Below are 19351 nucleotides of genomic sequence, written 5' to 3'. Positions count from 1 at the left end.
GCGCGGTGGTCCCACCTGACCCCATGCCGAACTCAGCAGTGAAACGCCGTAGCGCCGATGGTAGTGTGGGGTCTCCCCATGTGAGAGTAGGGCACTGCCAGACATCAATTAGCCAGAAAAGCCATCCTTAACCGGATGGCTTTTTTGCATTTAGGGAAAATTAAATCTCGTATTTTAAGATCAATTTAATCTGTTAGCTTAATGTGTTTTTCCTTGCTCGATTCCAATCCCCGTTTGTGAACGAATAAACTGGCGACGAAACATTTCCCTTTCCTGTTGGCCTTGTTTCGATGTATCAGTGATCGAAAATAACCACGCCCCGATAAATGCTATGAACATGGAAAATAGAGCAGGATACTCATAAGGATAAATCGGCTTTTCATGGCCAAGAATACTGACCCAGATTGTTGGGCCAAGGATCATTAATACAACGGCTGTTATTAATCCCAGCCAACCGCCAACTAAAGCGCCTCGTGTTGTCAGCTTGCTCCAGTACATCGACAGTAAAATAATGGGGAAATTGCAGCTTGCTGCAATGGAGAAAGCTAAGCCAACCATAAAGGCTATATTTTGCTTTTCAAATAAAACTCCCAACCCGATAGCAACGATACCCAAAATAACGACAGTAATTTTTGACACTCTCAGCTCATCACGTTCATTAGCCTGACCCTGTTTAATAACATTGGCATAGAGATCATGGGAAACCGCTGAGGCCCCGGCTAGCGTTAATCCGGCAACGACAGCTAAAATAGTGGCAAAAGCAACAGCAGAGATAAAGCCAAGGAAGAAATCACCGCCAACGGCACTTGCCAGATGGACAGCAGCCATATTCGTGCCACCAATTAATGCACCGGTTTCATCTTTGAATGAAGGGTTAGCACTGACCAATAAGATTGCACCAAACCCGATAATAAACGTTAGTATATAAAAATAACCAATAAAACCAGTGGCATAGAAAACGCTTTTACGGGCCTCTTTGGCATCATTAACCGTAAAAAATCGCATGATGATATGCGGTAACCCGGCGGTACCGAACATTAATGCCAGTCCTAAAGAGAGAGTGGATATAGGATCAGACACCAATCCTCCGGGACTCATGATTGCAGGACCAAGAGAATGTACAGCAATGGCTTCTTTAAACAGATCATTGAAATTGAAATTTACTGTTTTCATGACCATCAGAGCCATAAATGTTGCTCCTGCCAGCAGCAGGATTGCTTTGATAATCTGAACCCATGTTGTTGCCAGCATCCCACCAAACAGTACATAAAGCACCATTAGAATGCCGACCAAAACAACCGCAACGTAGTAGTTCAATCCGAATAGCAATTCGATAAGTTTTCCTGCCCCCACCATCTGGGCTATCAGATATAACGCGACAACAACCAGTGAACCTATGGCGGACAACGTGCGGATAGGACGTTGCTTTAATCGATAAGAAGCAACATCTGCAAAGGTGTAACGCCCTAAATTTCTTAATCGTTCGGCAATGAGGAAGAGAATAATTGGCCAGCCAACAAGGAAGCCTATGGAGTAGATCAACCCGTCATAACCGGAGGTATAAACTAGCGCAGAAATGCCCAGAAAAGAGGCTGCTGACATATAGTCACCCGCTATCGCCATTCCATTTTGGAAACCGGTAATACGCCCACCGGCGGTATAATAATCTGAGCGTGAAATAGTCCGTTTTGAGGCCCAATAAGTAATGAAAAGCGTTAACCCGACGAATAACATAAACATGACAATAGCTTGAATATTCAGGGGTTGTTTTTCTACATTATCTGAAATGGCATCTGCTTGCGCTAAGATAGAAAAGAGGGAAGAAAATAGCGGTATTGCTAACAATACAATTTTTTTCATTTTCTCACCTCATTGAGAATAGTGGATGTCAGGCGATCGAATTCACCATTCGCTCGCACAACATAAATCCCCGTTAATATGAAAGAAGCAAAGATAATCCCAATACCTACGGGGATACCGCGAGTTATACTCGTGCTTTCATTGAGAGGTGTTCCAAGCCATTCAGGTGCAAAGGCAATAAGGAAAATAAAACCAACATAAAGCACTAACATAATGATGGATAACAACCAGGCAAAACGTCCTCGCTTTTTAATCAACTCCTTAAAGCGGGGATTATTTTCAATCTCTTGATAAATATCATTATTCATCAGAGTATCTCCTTGTTGATTTTAAACGACACACCTTAAGTTACATTATGGAATACCAAAGGCAGGGTAGCCGTTTCCGAGAGAATTCATGACTATTAGCCACGTCCCTGCGCAGTTATGTACTTTTGGCGATACGTCATTCAAGCCGCCTTGCGGCGGCATATATGTTTTACGACATCTTTATGGATTGTTTTTCTTCCAGTAGTTTTTCAACAACGCCCGGATCAGCCAGTGTGGAGGTATCTCCTAAGTTACTGGTATCACCAGAAGCAATTTTGCGTAAAATACGCCGCATGATCTTCCCGGAACGCGTTTTGGGGAGAGAATCCGTCCAATGAAGAATATCGGGTGTTGCAATCGGGCCTATTTCTTTACGAACCCAATTTCTGACTTCGGTATACAGTTCTGGAGAAGGTTCTTCACCATGAATTAGCGTGACATAAGCGTAAATAGCTTGTCCTTTGATATGGTGAGGAATACCAACAACGGCCGCTTCAGCGATTTTGGGATATGCAACCAACGCTGATTCAATTTCTGCGGTTCCCAAACGATGACCTGAAATATTCAGAACATCATCGACACGGCCTGTGATCCAGTAATAGCCATCTTCATCACGTCGGGCACCATCGCCACTAAAATACATTCCCTTAAAGGTGGAAAAATAGGTTTGTTCGAAACGTTCATGATCGCCGAATAAAGTACGTGCTTGTGCAGGCCAGGAGTCCGTGATAACGAGATTGCCTTCATTTTCTCCTTCTAAGATTTCCCCTGAATTATCGACCAATGCCGGGCTGATGCCGAAAAAAGGCAGGGTAGCAGAGCCTGCTTTGAGATCGGTCGCGCCGGGTAATGGCGTAATCATGAATCCACCGGTTTCAGTTTGCCACCATGTGTCCACGATAGGGCACTTACTATTGCCTATCTTTTGGTAATACCATTCCCATGCTTCCGGGTTAATTGGTTCACCAACAGAACCCATGATACGTAATGATGTACGTTTGGTACCTTCTATGGCTTTATCACCTTCGGCCATCAACGCCCGGATAGCGGTTGGAGCAGTATAAATAATATTAACCTGATGCTTATCAACGATCTGGCAGAGTCGATTAACATCGGGATAGTTGGGAACCCCTTCAAACATCAAGGTAGTGGCACCGCAGGACAATGGGCCATAGAGCAGATAGCTATGCCCTGTTACCCATCCTACATCGGCTGTGCACCAATAAATTTCTCCGGGACGATAATCAAACGTGTATTTGAAAGTCAGAGAAGCATAGACCAGATAACCGCCGGTTGTGTGTAGAACACCTTTGGGCTTACCTGTTGAACCAGAGGTATAAAGGATGAATAACGGATCTTCAGCATTCATCTCTTCAGCAGGACAATCTGAACTGATATTTTCGATAAGCTCATGCCACCATAAATCACGGCCGTCATGCCAGTTGCTGGTATTTCCTGTGCGTCTGAAGACGACCACATTAGTGACACTCGTCACAGCAGGATTGCTCAGAGCCTCATCGACATTTTTCTTCAACGGAATAGTACGGCCAGCCCTCAAACCTTCATCTGCGGTAATAACAAGCTTGGCATTAGAATCGATAACTCTGCCTGAAATTGCATCCGGAGAAAAGCCACCAAAAATCACAGAGTGGATTGCCCCTATACGGGCACAAGCCAGCATTGCAACAGCGGCTTCTGGCACCATAGGCATATAGATGGCAACAACATCGCCTTTTTTGACGCCCAGTTTTTTCAACACATTGGAGAACTGGCAGACATCATGATGTAATTCGCGGTACGTAACGTGTCGGGATTCTGCTGGATTATCTCCTTCCCATATAATAGCGGTTTGATCGCCACGCTCTTCCAGATGGCGATCAAGACAGTTGGCACTTAAATTCAGTGTTCCATCTTCAAACCAGCGGATATTGATATGCCCTGGGTCGAAAGACGTGTTTTTGACCTTAGTGTAGGGCCTTATCCAATCCACTATTTTACCTTTTTCACCCCAAAACCCTTCAGGGTCTTGTAGCGACCATTGGTAGTCTTGTCGATATTGTTGTTTGCTTATCAGGGCCGTATCTGCAATATCAGCAGGAATAAGATGCTTGATTATTTGAGTCATATTTTTATCTCCTTGCAATTGTTAATACTATGTCAAAACAACGTTAACTAAAGTGCAAGGAGAATTTTTGTTTCTTTTTTGCGCGGAAGATCACGCAATAAAGAGAATGAATTTCATGGAATGATCATTTAGTGCAGTGTCATTGGGTGAAATTAAGTAAGGCTGTCAGTGATATCTGTAGTTAAAAATTTCATTAAGTCGATTGTGTTTAGATTTTCAGTTTAATTCTGGTATGAAACGCGAGCCTATAGAAGGAAACCATAGTGAATACATGGAATTGATAATCATTTTCATTATTGTTCAATTCACTATAATAATCATCCTGTCTACAAAGTGTGAGTTTTATATATTTTAAATAACTGGAGATATGACATGAGCTATTCACTGCCTTCTCTGCCTTACTCTTATGATGCGCTCGAGCCTCATTTCGATAAACAAACGATGGAAATTCATCATACCAAGCACCATCAGACTTATGTCACTAACACGAATACAGCTCTGGAGGCTTTCCCTGAATTAAGCGGGCTGGATATTGACGACCTAGTCCAGCATCTTGATAAAGTGCCTGCTGATAAGCGTACTTTTGTTCGCAATAATGCAGGTGGGCACTCAAACCACAGCTTGTTCTGGAAAGGCTTAAAACTGGGTACTGAATTGTCTGGTGTTTTGAAAGCGGCTATTGAGCGCGACTTTGGAAGTATCGACAGCTTCAAAGAAAAATTTGAACAAGCGGCAGCCACGCGTTTTGGTTCTGGCTGGGCATGGTTGGTGTTGAAAGAAGACGGCAAACTGGCTGTTGTTTCAACGGCCAATCAGGATAGCCCGCTGATGGGTGAAGAGATCGCAGGTGCTTCTGGTTACCCGATTGCGGGTTTGGATGTGTGGGAGCACGCTTATTATCTGAAGTATCAGAACCGTCGTCCTGATTACATTAAAGCGTTCTGGCATGTCGTTAACTGGGATGAGGCTGCAAGGCGTTACGAAGAAAAAATTAAATAAGTGCTAAAAGATCCCTCTCTTGATAATGCTGGTCACTACAGTGATCAGCATTTTTATTATTCATAATTTTTCTTTATTATTTGGTATCCTTTCTGCTTCACGATTAAAGGCACAATGCAATAATGAAAAAGAACGCTGTCATGATAGCAACAACCCTTATAATATCCTCTCTCATGGCCGGATGCTCACAGCCAAAGAGTAGTGCTGAACGCAATGCCAAGCATTTCGTTTATGCTTCTAACGACGATTTTGATCCTAATTTCCGTACTAAAATATACGATAGCATCCAGCTTTCTGTACCTTATTTTGAACAGTTCTGGCAACTAGGTAAAAAGGACAGGGAAGCAGGAATGACACTGGAAGATGCGCAGAAACGTGTAAGTTACTTCAACAGTGATGAGTTTCTGAATTCTATTCATAGAAAATCATGGTTTGCAGGCAAGGCTTACAACGAGACCGCTTCACCAAAATGGCTCAAGGCCATGTCCGAAGCCATATCTGCCACTTATACAGACGGTTACGAAGGTCGGAATTAACGCTCTGGGGGGAAAACTCCCTCCATCGTGAATTGAAGTGAGGCTTGCCGCGTTCATTCGCTCAGGGTAATATTTATACTCGTCTATTGGGGAGGGATAGAAATGTATCACCTACAGGTATATAGAGGCAAAATAACATCCTCCGAAAAATGGGGTTCCAGTGCAATTAACAAGCTACTGGTAAATGGCCGTTTACAGCTTACTTCTCTAGGTCTGGAAGGTGATGAACAGGCAGAAACCCGTTTTCATGGCGGGCCTGATCGCGCGCTTTGTCATTATCCTCTGGAACATTATCTCTTTTGGAAAAGGCAATTTCCTGAATTAACGGAATTATTCTCACCACCATTGTCTGGTGAAAACTTATCTACGGAAGGCATGACGGAAGAGAATGTTTATATCGGGGATATATTCCAGTGGGGAGAAGCCTTGATTCAGGTCACACAGCCCCGCGCTCCTTGTTATAAACTCAATCATCTTACTGGAATTAATAACTTTTCTGCCATTATGCAAGACAGTGGGTATTGTGGTTGGCTATATCGTGTTATTTCTTCTGGTTTTGTCAGTGCGAGTGAACCGATAAGATTGCTGAGCCACAATAGTGATATTTCTGTTAAAGAAGCCATCTCCATTGCTTTCCATAGTCCATTTGATGAAGAAGAGTATCAACGTCTAATGAGAGCTGCGGGGTTATCCGCAAGTTGGAGCCTGAAGATGCAGCAACGGATATTGTATGGAAAAATTGAAGATTTTAATCGTCGCTTATTTGGGAAATGAATTTTTTCAATTAATGGCCCTATGAGAATCAGTTCTAGCAAAAAGCCAAAAGCGATCTATCGATCACCTTTGGCGATGAATAACATGATTACGGATGAGCAATAAGCCCTACTGCTTCATAAACTTTATCCAGAGTTGCCTGAGCACGAGCCTGAGCCTTAGCTGCCCCTTCTGCCATGATTTGGTTAAGCAATGCTTCATCATTACGGAAATGATGGAAACGCTCTTGTAAGCCAGTTAGCATTTCACATACGGCATCAGCAACCGCTCCTTTTAAATGGCCATACATTTTGCCTTCAAACTCAGCTTCCAATTCAGGGATAGTTTTGCCTGTTACGCCAGCAAGGATATCCAGCAAGTTAGAAACACCAGGTTTATTTTCCAGATCATAACGTACACAGGGTGGCTCTTCAGAATCTGTAACGGCACGTTTGATTTTCTTGGCGACAGATTTTGGATCTTCAAGCAGTGCAATGAAGTTACCGTTGTTATCATCCGATTTCGACATTTTCTTGCCCGGATCTTGCAATGCCATCACGCGAGCGCCCTCTTTTGGAATGAATGGCTCTGGGACAGTGAAGATATCACCATATAAAGCGTTAAAACGCAGTGCCAAATCACGGGTCAACTCAAGATGCTGTTTCTGGTCAATGCCCACAGGGATCTGATTGGCCTGATAAAGCAAAATATCAGCAGCCATCAGAACAGGATAATCAAACAGGCCCGCATTAATGTTTTCTGAATGGCGGGCAGATTTATCCTTAAACTGAGTCATACGGCTGAGTTCACCGAAATAGGCGTAGCAGTTCAGTACCCAGCTCAATTGAGTGTGTTGTGGAACATGTGACTGAACAAAAATGGTGCTTTTCTTTGGATCGATACCACAAGCAAGGTAAAGCGCCAGCGTATCCAAGGTGCGTTTTTTCAGTTCATCGGGATCTTGGCGCACGGTAATGGCATGCTGGTTAACGATGCAGTAGATGCAATCATATTCATCCTGCATTTTTACCCACTGACGCAATGCCCCCATATAGTTACCGATGGTCAATTCACCGGAAGGTTGTGCACCGCTGAATACAATAGGTTTTTGGGAGTTCGATTTCATTACAGTGGGTTCATTCATTTTATTAAGCTTCCTGTCTTTTCTGAGTGGATAATAGTTTCAAAGTGGATAGTCCAATCGTTGGAAGTAGATCCGGAAAATGGTCCAATACATGATTTGGCTGGCTTAATGCTATAGATTCTCCGTAGTTATATCCATAGGTCAACCCAACGCAAGGACAGCCTGCTGCTTGTGCTGCCAAAATATCATTACGGGAATCACCCACAAAAAGCAATTCTTCTTTATGTAGGCCAAACATACCCATTGTTAGATACAGCGGTGCAGGATGTGGTTTCTTCTCTTTAACATCATCACCGCCTAACACCAATGAAAAGTATTCACTGATACCCAATGATTCCAGCAATGGGGCAATAAAAGGAGTGGGCTTATTAGTGACAATCGCCATCGGCAAATTGTGTTTTGCCAGTTCTGCCAATGTCTCTTTTACATGAGGAAACAGTTGGCTGCCTGTGGTGACGCTGGTTTTATAAAACGCATCAAATAGCTTGCGGGTTTCTTGGTGCAATTCAGGGGAAGGTTCAACACCCGCCCATTTTAATGCGCGTTCAACCATGACATCCGCCCCGTTGCCTATCCAAATAGCAACTCGCTCTTTGCCCGCAGCGGGCAAGCCCTTGGCAATCAGGGCTTGATCCAACGCATCTGCCAGACCGCTGGCACTGTCCACCAGTGTGCCATCCAGATCAAATGCAATGGCACGAATTCCTTCTACAACGTTATTTGTCATGACGCTACCTTTGATAATTCGCAACGCATCTCATCAATAACGGTTTTATAATCCGGCTGGCTGAAAATAGCAGAGCCAGCAACGAACATATCAGCACCAGCCTGCGCAGCCGTGGCAATATTATTAGGCTTAATGCCACCATCAACTTCAAGACGGATATCGTACCCGCTATCATCAATGATTTTGCGTACTTGACGTAGTTTGTTCAGTGTCTCAGGGATGAAAGACTGACCGCCGAAACCTGGGTTAACAGACATCAGGAGAATCACATCCAGTTTATCCAACACATAATCAAGGTATCTGAGAGGCGTAGCAGGATTGAAAACCAAGCCAGCTTTACAGCCATGCTCCTTGATGAGTTGTAGGGTGCGATCGATATGTTCGCTCGCTTCAGGATGGAAGGTGATATAAGTAGCACCCGCCTTGGCAAAATCAGGGATAATGCGATCAACCGGCTTTACCATCAGGTGAACATCAATTGGTGCGGTGATACCATAATCGCGTAGCGCCTGACAGACCATTGGGCCAATAGTCAAATTTGGCACGTAATGGTTATCCATGACATCAAAGTGCACAACATCAGCGCCTGCTTCCAAAACCTTAGCGGTATCTTCACCTAATCGGGCAAAATCTGCGGATAGAATGGATGGGGCGATCAGAAAGTCTTTCTTCATTATTATCTTCTCCAATTCATTGTTTTATCCCTGTTATTTTAGGGACAGGAAACCTCACTTATTTCTGGCAGTATAATGCCAAAAGCTCATCAACTTTACTTCTGGCAAGAATATTTCTACTGATTGTCCGGCGGGCTTTAACAATGTAAAGGGAAGCCTGATGATACCAATCTCGAGTCATTGGCGTGTCGTGATTGGAAATGAGTACCGGAATGCCTTGTTGAGACGAGAGATAATAGGCGATGCGTGCCAGATTTTCCTGATCAAGAAGGTTAAAGCTATTTGTATGGTAGGCTGTAAAATTAGCCGTAGCCGAAAGTGGCGCATACGGGGGATCACAATAAATCACCGAACCTTTTGGCGCGTTGTTTAGTGCGACTTCGTAATGTTGGCAGATAAAAGTCGCCTTCTGGGACTTTTCGGCAAACCAGTAAAGCTCATTTTCAGGAAAATATGGTTTTTTATAGCGCCCGAAAGGAACGTTAAACTCACCCCGTGAGTTATACCGGCAAAGGCCGTTATAGCAGTGTCGGTTGAGGTAAAGAAACAACATACTGCGGCGAAAGGGATCTTTGCTTTTGTTGAACTCTTCTCTCAGGCGATAGAAGTTTTCGGAGGTGTTGAATTCCGATGAAAATAATGGACGGGCATGATTAATAAACTCATCCGCACGAGATTTTACGGTGTCGTACAGATTGATCAGATCACTATTGATATCTGACAAACTGTAAGAATCATAATCGGTATTCAGGAATACCGAGCCTGCGCCAACAAATGGCTCAATCAAGCAATCGCCCTCTGGCAGATGACGTTTAATATCATCCACCAAGGGGTATTTTCCACCGGCCCATTTTAAGAAAGCGCGTTTTTTTTTCATGCCGTCAAATTAGTTATTCAATAATTTCAGAGCCGCCGATTGTACTCTGTTTAGGACAGCATATCAGCGCCTAATCAAAATAGTTTTATCTTTTCAGATCTTGCTGAACCTGTTGTAGTTTTCTGACCCACGGTTTTTTAGCCTGAACTTCCGCAGGGAGTGAGGAAATGGCGATTTTAGCATCAGAAACCGAACCGTAGTTACCATGAATCAAGATAAACCATGCCTTACCGTCACGTTTGGTTTCATAAACCTTGTAATTATTAAGGTTATGTTTTTTCGCGAAAGCAATCAAGGTATCGGAGCGGCTCGCGCTGCTCAGTTGGAGAGTGAATCGGTTTGCCGGGGCTTTTAGTAAGTCACCACCTGCACTTTTTGTATTGACGTGATTATTGTGGGTAGCCTGATTATTGCCCGTAATAGGTTTAGTCGCTGCCTTAGACTGGCTTTCCTCTCTTCCCTTATTTTCTATTTTAGGAGGAGTCATTTTCTCCATTTTTTTCTGTTCAACAGGCGGAGTAGCGGTTGGTTTGACCTGTGGTGGCGTCAGGTTTTTTTGTACTGAGTTATTAATGTTGCTTTGCTGCTGATTCAAAGCATCAGTGATGTCACCGGGCAATTCTATACGCTGGTTGTAGCCACCCGTTCCGGTTGCTGGAGCAAGATCTTTACTTGGAGTACTACTCACTGGCGGTGGGCTGATTTCACGAGGGCCATTGATTGAGGATTCATTGGCTGAGGGGACTTTATCTTCAGGCTGTTCACTACCTTGAGTGTCAGGGGAAAGTGAAGAAGACCCAGAAAGATTGATACTCTTTTCAGTTGCATCTGAAGATTGCTGCTTTTCATGTTCAGTGGGTGATTTTAATGCAGAACTGATAGCAATAATAAGAAGCAAAAGTACCAGAATACCAACACCAATCATCATTTGCTGACGGGATACAGCCAGTTTGGGTTGATTAGATTGTTTTCTGGATCGCTGAGGGCTGCGATCAGACGTATCAGGCTTAAATTCGTTTTCTGTTTGTTGTTTGTTTTCTGATTTTAATTCGTCCATATGCCCTCCCGACAGAGATAATACTGCCAATTGTTATTTAAGAGGTTTGGCAGTCTGACCTAACTAAAACCGATAAAGTTCTGTCTGATAATGTAACTATCTTATAGCATAACAGCTAGAGGATGATTCATCATTCAGCTTTTATTCTCAGAGAGAATTTTGCCCCATCCCGATATTCCCTTCATCTTCCAATTTGCTGCTTTGACAGTGACTTTCACTCACTGCTGAGCTGCAAATTGAAATTTATGGATAAAATCGTGGAATTAGCTGGTGGATGGCTGACATAGGCGAATGGCATTCAGTATCACTTCCTGCCCAATATCAGAGCGAAGTTTCGTCTCCCCAATAGCAGTGGGTAGTACGAGATGTAGTTTTCCAGCGGAGACTTTTTTATCACGCATCATGTGAGGAAGGTAGGCATCAGGAGACATTTCGGCAGGGCCGCTGATCGGTAATTTTGCCCGTTCAAGCAAACGGATAATGCGCTGGGTCTCTTGTTTTGAGAATGTGCCGACAAGTTCAGATGCCCGTGCTGCCATCACCATGCCGGCAGCAACCGCCTGACCATGTAGCCAGACGCCATAACCCATTTCAGCTTCAATCGCATGTCCAAAGGTATGGCCGAGGTTTAACAGCGCCCGCATTCCATTGCGCTCTTGTTCATCTGCCGCTACGACTAACGCTTTGAGTTCACAGCAGCGACGAATGCAATAAGCCATTGATTGATTATCGAGAGCCAATAATTTCTCAATATTATCTTCAAGCCAACGAAAGAATTCGCCATCCAGAACGACGCCGTATTTAATGACTTCACCCAGACCTGAATACAACTCTTGGGCGGGCAGTGTTTTCAAACAATTGAGATCGATAACAACAGATACAGGCTGGTAAAAAGTCCCTATCATGTTTTTGCCGAGGGGGTGGTTGACTCCTGTTTTTCCACCGACAGAGGAGTCAACCTGAGAAAGTAGCGTGGTGGGTATTTGGATAAAACGAGCGCCGCGTTGATAGCTGGCTGCGGCAAATCCCGTCATATCACCGATTACACCACCACCGAGAGCGATAAGCGTTGTGTCACGACCATGATTATTTTCCAGCAGGGCGGAAAAGATGTCATTAAGCACAAAAAGTGATTTGTACTGCTCACCGTCAGGCAAGATAACTTCATTTACCCGAAGATCCATTCTCTGCAATGTGGATTTCACCTGTTCAAGATACAGGGGAGCAAGCGTTTCATTAGTCACTATCATGACTTGCTGGCCGGCTTGCAGGGGCTTGAACGCCTCATTGTCAGAAAATAGCCCTTCGGCTATGGTAATTGGGTAGCTTCTTTCACCTAACGTAACAGTCACTTGTTCCATATCAGCTTTTGCCTTATCGCTTGCCGCCGTGCGGACTCGCTATAATCAGTTTTTTTCCAGTAATTCAATGATTTGGTTAGCGACGACTTTGGCGCTTTGCTCATCCGTACGAATAGTCACGTCAGCAATTTCCTCGTAAAGAGGATTGCGCTCATCAGCCAAATTTTCTAAAACTTCTCGTGCTGGTGCATCAACCTGAAGTAAAGGGCGTTTTTTATCGCGCTGGGTACGAGCTAACTGTTTTTCGATGGTTGTTTCTAAATAGACGACCACACCACGGGCAGACAGGCGATTGCGGGTTTCTTTTGATTTAACGGAACCCCCTCCGGTAGCCAATACGATGCCTTGTTTTTCAGTCAGTTCGTTAATTATTTTTTCTTCGCGGTCGCGGAAGCCTTCTTCGCCTTCCACATCAAATACCCAGCCCACGTCAGCTCCGGTACGTCGCTCAATTTCTTGATCAGAGTCGTAAAACTCCATATTGAGTTGCTGAGCTAACTGACGACCAATAGTGCTTTTGCCGGCACCCATAGGCCCAACCAGAAAGATATTGCGTTTCTCTGCCATGTTTTTGGTATTACTAAGACTATTTGTTAATGATAACCCGCCCCGCCAATCAGATTAGCCGCGGGACCTAAACTGAAACCTCATGAGTGATAATGTGAGATCAGATAGGAAAATTATCTCAGCACATCAACCTGTATTGCAACTATATAAATCTGGCACGAGTCTCTGTTATCTGGCTCATGCTTTGCGGGTTGATTGAGAGTCTAGTATATATAGACCCTGGCTTGTGATGTTAGACCTGCTCACTCAATTAGTTAATCCTTGTATGCTAAATTACTCTCAGCGTCAAATCCATAAACAGGTCATACCAAGAAAAATGGCCGGCTAACTGACAAAAAAAGCACAATTACTTTTATTAATCATTTGATTTAAAATGAATATTTTTTATTTGGTTAAATATCGCTCAGTTGAGGTGTAATAAAAATTACGAGTTCTCTTCGGCTGTGTTGTTCTCCTTTTTGGTTAAATAATGAACCTAGTAGAGGAATTTCTGATAAGTAGGGGACTTTTTGCAGGTTTGCGCCTTTTTTCTGTTGAAAAATCCCGCCCAGAATCAAGGTTTCCCCGTCTCTGACCGTAACTTGAGTCATAATTTCTTGTTTATCAATGGCCAGATTTTCATTTCCTCCCTGATTTATGGGAAAGCCGGGCGCATTCTGGCTGATTTTCAATGCCAGTCGAATTTTCCCCTGCCTTAAAATATGTGGGGTAACTTCCATGCCTAATACCGCTTCTTTGAATTGAATCGTTGTTTTTCCCTTATGTTGAACAACATAAGGAATGTCTGAACCTTGTTTGATACTGGCGGGCTGTTGATGTGAGGCGGTCAGCCGCGGGCTGGCAATGATATCGAGCTGGTTTTCTTGTTCCAGTGCGCTCAGCTCCATTTCCAACAGGCTTGAGTGGATGCGGGCAGTATTCAGTACTAATCGATGGCGCTGAATACCTGCGGGTTGGTGTAGATTCAAGCGATTTAGACCCATTGAGCGATTCAGTGGATCTGCGATCATACCCCAATGAATGCCAAGTTCATGCAGAGCTTCCCTGCTGCTGGTAACAATATGAGCAGTAATCTGTACTTGCTGTTTTGGGGTATCGACTTCTTTCAGCCAATTTTTGATACGGGTAATAGCATCAAACTTATCTTCTAATATCAAACTATTGGTTAAAGGATCGTGTTCAACCTTCCCCCATTTTGTCAGCAGGGCCGGAAGATTTTTCTGTAATTGTTCTGCAATCTGCCCTGCATCGGCATATTGTAGGGCTATTGCTTGATATTCTATCTCCTGTTCTTGTTCATTATGTTCGACCAAAGAAAAATCAGTATCATCCTCCTTTGGGGTTATGGGGGGCAAGAATGGGTTTCTCACTGACATTTCGAAAGTTGGTTCTTCCTCTGCGCTGTTTTCTAAACAAAAACTGAAAGTGGGTAACAGCAGGAAGGCTAGCAGGATAAAAGCATTGCTGTTCATGATTTTTCCTCATGGACAGGAGCTGTTTTTATCCTGTTTGGCAGAGTCATTTCCGGCAGGGGAATATCTGACAAAACCATGCGGACGGTCAGCCAGTCATCGGCAGGCGTAATCGTGAGATGTTTGATCAATAACGGTGGCTGTAATTGCTGAATTTCATTCAGGAAATGGAGAAATTGAACATAATTCAGCGACAGCATGATATGCCAGAAAACTTGATTGTTTTCTTTGTGCGTTTTCCATTCAATTAATTGACTGCCTGAGTGAATGAGTGGCGAATGCAGTCGTTTGAGCACAGTAGTGTGTTTAGGGGGAATTTGATTATCCTGGCCGAGCTCCGCGGTTGTCCTCTGGATTTTCTGTTGAATATCAGACAGGGGCGGCAATTCAGTCAATTGCTGTTGAGATAGCCTCGTACTGTGTTGTTGTTCCGTAATATTGTTTTGCAGGGTATCAATTTCATACTGATTTTCCTGCCAAACAAGAAAATAGAACCCCAATAGTAATGGAAGGGTGAACAATTGCTGTAAGAGAACCAACAGCCACGCAGGCCGGTGAAACCATTCAAGGTAGTTATTTCCCATTGGATTCTCCTGTCAGCCAATCTGCATCAATAGTAACGGTTTTAAGATGATCCTCAGTTGTGGTCATTTTTTTTAGCTGTACATTGATAAGTTCAGTGTTGTCTGTCAGGTTATCCAGCAAATCGGAGATATCCGTGTAGTTTTGGCTGTGAGCAGTAAAAATTAACTGTCCACTGTCGTCGCTAAATGCAGTGAGCCAGCTTTTTTCTGGTAATACATGGGGAAGTTGTCGAAATAACTGCAAATACCGTTGGTTCTGTTCCGTGAACATCTGTTTTTTCCTTAATTGTTGCGTCAGTTGGTTATGGTGAATCACCGCTTGCTCTGTTTCTTGAATAATTTGCCGTAATTGAGCAAATTGATGCCTAATTTCCGTTAATTTCCCGTGATATTGTTCAAGTTGGTTTGTTTTCTGAGCAGAAATGAACACTAAAACCGTTGCCCATACACTGAGTTGCAAGCAGAGTAATAAGCCCCATGCCTGACATTTGCGCTTTAGCCTTTTTTGTCGCCAAGGTAAAAAATTGATTTGATGTATCATTGGTCATCCGGCCTGAGCGCCAAACCTGCGGCAATGGTGAATGCGTTGATTTGCTCCGGTAATGGGGGGTGATAATGGCGAAATGCCGCCAAAATTTGCCAGAAATTAGCACCCTCTGGTGGTACTGATATCGGTTGCTCCTCATCACTGTAATAAACTGCATAACCTTCAGTTTCTGGTGTCATGGGTAGCTGGCTGATGATTTGAGTGAGATGGGGATGAGATTGTGACGTCACCAGCCCGTAGCTAAAAGGGTGATTGGCGGGAGCGACCCATAGCCAATCTGTCGTGCGTTTGTGAACCAGCCAACTGTTGTCAGGAACACCGGCGCATTTGGCAACATAACGTAACGCACAGGGAGAAATATCAATCGCATCAAGGGGCAAATTGATATCTGCAAATAAATTCAGCCAGAGGTTGAGATCTTTTTGGCGGGTAGCACTGATGCAAACCTGCTGACCATGAACCCGGTAGTCCAATGCAAGATCGCTGACAGGAAATTGTTTTCCGGCGTTGGCGTGCACAAACCAGCCAAGTTCTGGCTCCTGCAATACAGTATGGCTGGGTAAGGCTATCTGCCGCTGTAAGGTTTGCTGAACAGGGAGAGCTAATCTCAATTTGATCTTTTTAGGTAATATTTGTCTCCATTGCATTAAAATACGAAGCAACTTTTCAGGATGTTGCAGCCGTCCTCCTGAGATAATTTCGTTCGATAGGCGATATTGCCAGCAATGTCGAAGTTGCCAGCCATCACGACGTTTAGTGGCTGCAAGAGCACGAATGTAATGATCCTGGATATCCAGTCCGATATACCATTTAGATGGGTACATGTAGAGATCTCCTTATCTGCTATTTATCTACTAGTTACCTACTATTAAAAGCAAAGCGGTCGTTCATGAAAGTCGTTATTTATGACAACCGTATTAATGAAAGGTCATATCCATGGTGTTGTATAGCCTTTATACTAAGTCCTTTCTACTAAGCCTTTTATACAACAACGTACTGCCTTTTATACTACGTACTAATCGTTTATAAACTGCCCGATTAACATGGCGTGAGAAATTTCAGGTGAAGTTCATAAAGTATTTTTTGATCCTTATCGTTGTTTGCATTTTATTGGGAACTGCCTCGATTTTTGGTTTATACAAATATATCGAGCCGCAGTTACCTGATGTCGCGACTTTGAAGGATGTCCGGTTACAGACACCTATGCAGGTGTTCAGTGCTGATGGCGAATTGATAGCCCAATATGGTGAAAAACGCCGTCTGCCTCTTACCCTATCCGAAATGCCTCCTCTAATGGTGAAAGCGTTTATTGCCACGGAAGATAGTCGTTTTTATGAGCACCACGGTGTTGACCCTATCGGGGTTATCCGAGCGGTTTCCGTTGTAATGGCTTCGGGTCACGCTTCCCAAGGGGCGAGTACTATCACTCAGCAGCTTGCGAGAAACTTTTTCCTCAGCCCGGAGAAGACACTGATACGTAAGGCGAAAGAAGCATTTCTGGCAATTAAGATTGAACAATTATTGACGAAGGATGAAATCCTTGAGTTATATCTCAATAAGCTCTATCTCGGTTATCGTGCTTATGGGGTCGGGGCTGCTGCTCACGTCTATTTTGGCAAGAATGTTAATGAGTTGACGTTGAGTGAAATGGCGATGATTGCCGGATTGCCGAAGGCGCCTTCAACGCTTAATCCGCTTTACTCCTACAATCGGGCCGTCAACCGCCGTAATGTGGTGCTGGGGCGGATGCTGGAAGAGGGATATATCACCCGACGTCAGTATGACGAAGCCAGAGCAGAAAAACTGGTCGCCCGTTATCACGCTCCACAGATTGTTTTCTCTGCGCCCTACCTGACTGAAATGGCACGTCAGGAAATGATCAATCGTTATGGCGAAAATGCTTATACCGATGGCTATAAGGTTTACACCACTATTACGCGCAAGACCCAATTGGCGGCTGTTGATGCTGTTCGTTCCAATGTGATTGATTACGATATTCGTCATGGTTATCGCGGTGCGCAGGAAGTGTTATGGAAAAGCAGCCAACCGGCATGGAGCCAAGCGCAGATTATCGATAAGCTGAAAACCTTGCCCAAATACGGCCCCCTGATATCGGCGGTTGTCACAACATCCAACGCCAATCAGGCGGAAGCGATGCTGGTGGATGGCAGTAAAGTTGAGTTGACTATGGCGGGGGTTCGTTGGGCTCGTCCGTTCAAAACTGACAGCCTGCAAGGCGCTACACCTCGTAGCGTCAATGAGGTCATTCGGGCAGGTGAGCAGATTTGGGTGAGAAAAGTCAACGACATATGGTGGTTGGCGCAGCTCCCTGATGTCAATGCCGCATTGGTTTCCATCAACCCGATAAACGGTGCGGTAGAAGCGCTGGTGGGTGGATTTGATTTTGAGCTGAGTAAATTTAACCGGGTGACACAATCACTGCGTCAGGTCGGTTCTAATATTAAGCCATTCCTGTATACCGCCGCGATGGATAAGGGACTGACATTATCATCACTCCTGAATGATGCACCTATCAGCCGTTGGGATGCGGGGGCGGGGACAGATTGGCGTCCGAAAAACTCACCTCCGACTTACGATGGGCCGATTCGTCTGCGTCAGGGATTGGGCCAATCCAAAAACGTGGTTATGGTTCGAGCCATGCGCGCAATGGGTGTCGATTATGCGGCTGATTATTTGAAGCGTTTTGGTTTGCCGGGTGAAAACGTTGTACGTACAGAATCCTTAGCGTTGGGATCGCCTTCTTTTACCCCGATGCAATTGGTACGTGGCTATGCGGTGATGGCGAATGGTGGTTATTTGGTTGATCCTTACTTCATCAGCAAAATTGAAAATGATGAAGGAAAAGTGTTATTTGAAGCCAAGCCTAAAATTGCCTGTCCGCAATGCGAAAACATTCCGGTGATTTATGGGGATACAGCACGTTCCATCGAATTGTCCGAAGATTCGATTGAGAATGTGGCTCACTCCTATGTTCCGCAAAACTCGGCATTACCCCCTCAACCGGATCTCGAAAGTGTGTCGGCCAATGCTAGTGTGGATGACCAGCAGTATGCCCCTCACGTTATCAGTACACCGCTCGCGTTTCTGATCCACGATGCTTTGAACACCAATATATTTGGTGAACCGGGTTGGATGGGAACAGGCTGGCGTGCTGCCCGTGATTTGAAGCGCCGTGATATTGGCGGTAAAACGGGAACGACGAATAGCTCGAAAGATGCATGGTTCTCCGGTTATGGCCCGGATATGGTCGCGACGGCTTGGATTGGTTTCGATGAACACAGTAGAAGTTTGGGACGCACTCCTGTCTTAAAAGGGGAAGGTGGCGCGAAAACAGCACAACCCATCTGGGATGATTTCATGAAAGCCGCGCTGGAAGGCGTTCCTGAGAAAATGATGGAGCCGCCTGCCGGTATTGTCTCTGTCACGATTGATCGGGTGACAGGAAAGTTACCCAACGGTGGCGGGAATACCCGTAAAGAATATTTCATCGAGGGGACACAACCGACGGAATATGCTGTACCGGATGTGGGAACGACAGTCACTGAACATGGTGAAAGCCATGAGTTGTTCTGATTGATTCTGAGGCAGTAAAGATAACGAAAAAGCCCTGTCAGTTTTCTGACAGGGCTTTTTATTGTATATAGAAAACCCCCAGCTTGGCTGGGGGTTCCGTAGAGCTTACAGCTATAAGTCTGCTATAAAAACCCCTTTTGATTTGTTAAAACACCTTGCGGTCTGG

General features: G+C 44.4%; 18 protein-coding genes and 1 rRNA gene. 5 read left to right on the top strand and 14 right to left on the bottom strand.

All coding sequences use genetic code 11. From position 1 onward, the window contains the following. Positions 1–103, top strand: a 5S ribosomal RNA gene (gene rrf, locus AAC854_RS16955); the annotation flags it as partial. Positions 104–198: 95 nt separating this feature from the next. Here the strand turns inward: rrf and actP are convergent. From actP to acs, 3 genes are all read right to left on the bottom strand, one after another. Further along, a complete protein-coding gene (gene actP, locus AAC854_RS16950) occupies positions 199–1860 on the bottom strand; it encodes a cation/acetate symporter ActP (protein WP_340618155.1) in 1662 nt (553 codons plus the stop codon). Further along, positions 1857–2168: a DUF485 domain-containing protein gene (locus tag AAC854_RS16945; RefSeq protein WP_340618154.1), complete on the bottom strand. Its 312-nt coding sequence runs from the start codon at positions 2166–2168 to the stop codon at positions 1857–1859. Before AAC854_RS16945 ends, actP begins: the two co-directional genes overlap by 4 nt. Before the next feature lie 169 nt (positions 2169–2337). Beyond that, positions 2338–4293: an acetate--CoA ligase gene (gene acs / locus AAC854_RS16940; RefSeq protein ID WP_340618153.1), complete on the bottom strand. Its 1956-nt coding sequence runs from the start codon at positions 4291–4293 to the stop codon at positions 2338–2340. A 372-nt stretch (positions 4294–4665) separates the two neighbouring features. On the opposite strand from acs, the gene sodA reads away from it, so the two are divergent. From sodA to yiiM, 3 genes are all read left to right on the top strand, one after another. Continuing rightward, the gene (sodA, locus tag AAC854_RS16935) at positions 4666–5292 is read left to right on the top strand and encodes a superoxide dismutase [Mn] (RefSeq protein ID WP_340618152.1); all 627 of its coding nucleotides are present in this window, start codon (positions 4666–4668) and stop codon (positions 5290–5292) included. A 122-nt stretch (positions 5293–5414) separates the two neighbouring features. Further along, complete coding sequence (locus AAC854_RS16930; RefSeq protein WP_340618151.1) at positions 5415–5828, top strand: Exc2 family lipoprotein; 414 nt, start codon at positions 5415–5417, stop codon at positions 5826–5828. 102 nt (positions 5829–5930) lie between these two features. Further along, the gene (yiiM, locus tag AAC854_RS16925) at positions 5931–6602 is read left to right on the top strand and encodes a 6-hydroxyaminopurine reductase (RefSeq protein WP_340618150.1); all 672 of its coding nucleotides are present in this window, start codon (positions 5931–5933) and stop codon (positions 6600–6602) included. Between the two features lie 88 nt (positions 6603–6690). Here the strand turns inward: yiiM and trpS are convergent, their stop codons facing one another. The 11 genes from trpS to pilM form a co-directional block, all read right to left on the bottom strand. Continuing rightward, positions 6691–7725, bottom strand: a complete 1035-nt coding sequence (trpS, locus tag AAC854_RS16920; protein WP_340618149.1) for a tryptophan--tRNA ligase — start codon at positions 7723–7725, stop codon at positions 6691–6693. A gap of 4 nt (positions 7726–7729) precedes the next feature. After that, positions 7730–8452 (bottom strand): phosphoglycolate phosphatase, encoded by a 723-nt coding sequence (locus tag AAC854_RS16915; protein WP_340618148.1) that lies wholly within the window; start codon positions 8450–8452, stop codon positions 7730–7732. Continuing rightward, positions 8449–9126, bottom strand: coding sequence for a ribulose-phosphate 3-epimerase (gene rpe, locus AAC854_RS16910; protein WP_340618147.1), 678 nt, complete (start codon positions 9124–9126; stop codon positions 8449–8451). Before rpe ends, AAC854_RS16915 begins: the two co-directional genes overlap by 4 nt. Positions 9127–9184: 58 nt before the next feature. Continuing rightward, positions 9185–10003, bottom strand: coding sequence for an adenine-specific DNA-methyltransferase (gene dam, locus AAC854_RS16905; RefSeq protein WP_340618146.1), 819 nt, complete (start codon positions 10001–10003; stop codon positions 9185–9187). Positions 10004–10088: 85 nt separating this feature from the next. After that, complete coding sequence (locus AAC854_RS16900) at positions 10089–11060, bottom strand: SPOR domain-containing protein (protein WP_340618145.1); 972 nt, start codon at positions 11058–11060, stop codon at positions 10089–10091. A 263-nt stretch (positions 11061–11323) separates the two neighbouring features. Then, positions 11324–12421 (bottom strand): 3-dehydroquinate synthase, encoded by a 1098-nt coding sequence (gene aroB / locus AAC854_RS16895; protein WP_340618144.1) that lies wholly within the window; start codon positions 12419–12421, stop codon positions 11324–11326. Between the two features lie 45 nt (positions 12422–12466). Then, entirely contained in the window at positions 12467–12988 is a 522-nt protein-coding gene (gene aroK, locus AAC854_RS16890) for a shikimate kinase AroK (protein ID WP_038237472.1), read from the bottom strand. Positions 12989–13380: 392 nt separating this feature from the next. Further along, the gene (locus AAC854_RS16885) at positions 13381–14460 is read right to left on the bottom strand and encodes a secretin N-terminal domain-containing protein (RefSeq protein ID WP_340618143.1); all 1080 of its coding nucleotides are present in this window, start codon (positions 14458–14460) and stop codon (positions 13381–13383) included. Next, the gene (locus tag AAC854_RS16880; protein WP_340618142.1) at positions 14457–15044 is read right to left on the bottom strand and encodes a hypothetical protein; all 588 of its coding nucleotides are present in this window, start codon (positions 15042–15044) and stop codon (positions 14457–14459) included. The genes AAC854_RS16885 and AAC854_RS16880 overlap by 4 nt, the downstream gene beginning before the upstream one ends. Further along, positions 15034–15585, bottom strand: coding sequence for a PilN domain-containing protein (locus AAC854_RS16875; protein WP_340618141.1), 552 nt, complete (start codon positions 15583–15585; stop codon positions 15034–15036). The genes AAC854_RS16880 and AAC854_RS16875 overlap by 11 nt, the downstream gene beginning before the upstream one ends. Beyond that, positions 15582–16415, bottom strand: coding sequence for a pilus assembly protein PilM (gene pilM / locus AAC854_RS16870; protein ID WP_340618140.1), 834 nt, complete (start codon positions 16413–16415; stop codon positions 15582–15584). The genes AAC854_RS16875 and pilM overlap by 4 nt, the downstream gene beginning before the upstream one ends. Before the next feature lie 238 nt (positions 16416–16653). On the opposite strand from pilM, the gene mrcA reads away from it, so the two are divergent. Continuing rightward, positions 16654–19185 (top strand): peptidoglycan glycosyltransferase/peptidoglycan DD-transpeptidase MrcA, encoded by a 2532-nt coding sequence (gene mrcA, locus AAC854_RS16865; RefSeq protein WP_340618139.1) that lies wholly within the window; start codon positions 16654–16656, stop codon positions 19183–19185. Positions 19186–19351 lie beyond the last annotated feature (166 nt).

The sequence above is a fragment of the Xenorhabdus entomophaga genome, assembly GCF_037996725.1.
GTDB classification, from domain to species: domain Bacteria; phylum Pseudomonadota; class Gammaproteobacteria; order Enterobacterales; family Enterobacteriaceae; genus Xenorhabdus; species Xenorhabdus khoisanae.
This window is presented reverse-complemented; position numbering and strand designations above follow the sequence as displayed.

What these genes read in the sequence shown, in the direction of transcription:
- actP (WP_340618155.1), bottom strand. Translation starts at nt 1,860, where the DNA reads ATGAAAAAAATTGTATTGTTAGCAATACCGCTATTTTCTTCCCTCTTT.
- AAC854_RS16885 (WP_340618143.1), bottom strand. Translation starts at nt 14,460, where the DNA reads ATGAACAGCAATGCTTTTATCCTGCTAGCCTTCCTGCTGTTACCCACT.
- AAC854_RS16945 (WP_340618154.1), bottom strand. Translation starts at nt 2,168, where the DNA reads ATGAATAATGATATTTATCAAGAGATTGAAAATAATCCCCGCTTTAAG.
- AAC854_RS16900 (WP_340618145.1), bottom strand. Translation starts at nt 11,060, where the DNA reads ATGGACGAATTAAAATCAGAAAACAAACAACAAACAGAAAACGAATTT.
- pilM (WP_340618140.1), bottom strand. Translation starts at nt 16,415, where the DNA reads ATGTACCCATCTAAATGGTATATCGGACTGGATATCCAGGATCATTAC.
- sodA (WP_340618152.1), top strand. Translation starts at nt 4,666, where the DNA reads ATGAGCTATTCACTGCCTTCTCTGCCTTACTCTTATGATGCGCTCGAG.
- AAC854_RS16930 (WP_340618151.1), top strand. Translation starts at nt 5,415, where the DNA reads ATGAAAAAGAACGCTGTCATGATAGCAACAACCCTTATAATATCCTCT.
- yiiM (WP_340618150.1), top strand. Translation starts at nt 5,931, where the DNA reads ATGTATCACCTACAGGTATATAGAGGCAAAATAACATCCTCCGAAAAA.
- aroK (WP_038237472.1), bottom strand. Translation starts at nt 12,988, where the DNA reads ATGGCAGAGAAACGCAATATCTTTCTGGTTGGGCCTATGGGTGCCGGC.
- AAC854_RS16875 (WP_340618141.1), bottom strand. Translation starts at nt 15,585, where the DNA reads ATGATACATCAAATCAATTTTTTACCTTGGCGACAAAAAAGGCTAAAG.
- aroB (WP_340618144.1), bottom strand. Translation starts at nt 12,421, where the DNA reads ATGGAACAAGTGACTGTTACGTTAGGTGAAAGAAGCTACCCAATTACC.
- AAC854_RS16880 (WP_340618142.1), bottom strand. Translation starts at nt 15,044, where the DNA reads ATGGGAAATAACTACCTTGAATGGTTTCACCGGCCTGCGTGGCTGTTG.
- acs (WP_340618153.1), bottom strand. Translation starts at nt 4,293, where the DNA reads ATGACTCAAATAATCAAGCATCTTATTCCTGCTGATATTGCAGATACG.
- dam (WP_340618146.1), bottom strand. Translation starts at nt 10,003, where the DNA reads ATGAAAAAAAAACGCGCTTTCTTAAAATGGGCCGGTGGAAAATACCCC.
- AAC854_RS16915 (WP_340618148.1), bottom strand. Translation starts at nt 8,452, where the DNA reads ATGACAAATAACGTTGTAGAAGGAATTCGTGCCATTGCATTTGATCTG.
- trpS (WP_340618149.1), bottom strand. Translation starts at nt 7,725, where the DNA reads ATGAATGAACCCACTGTAATGAAATCGAACTCCCAAAAACCTATTGTA.
- rpe (WP_340618147.1), bottom strand. Translation starts at nt 9,126, where the DNA reads ATGAAGAAAGACTTTCTGATCGCCCCATCCATTCTATCCGCAGATTTT.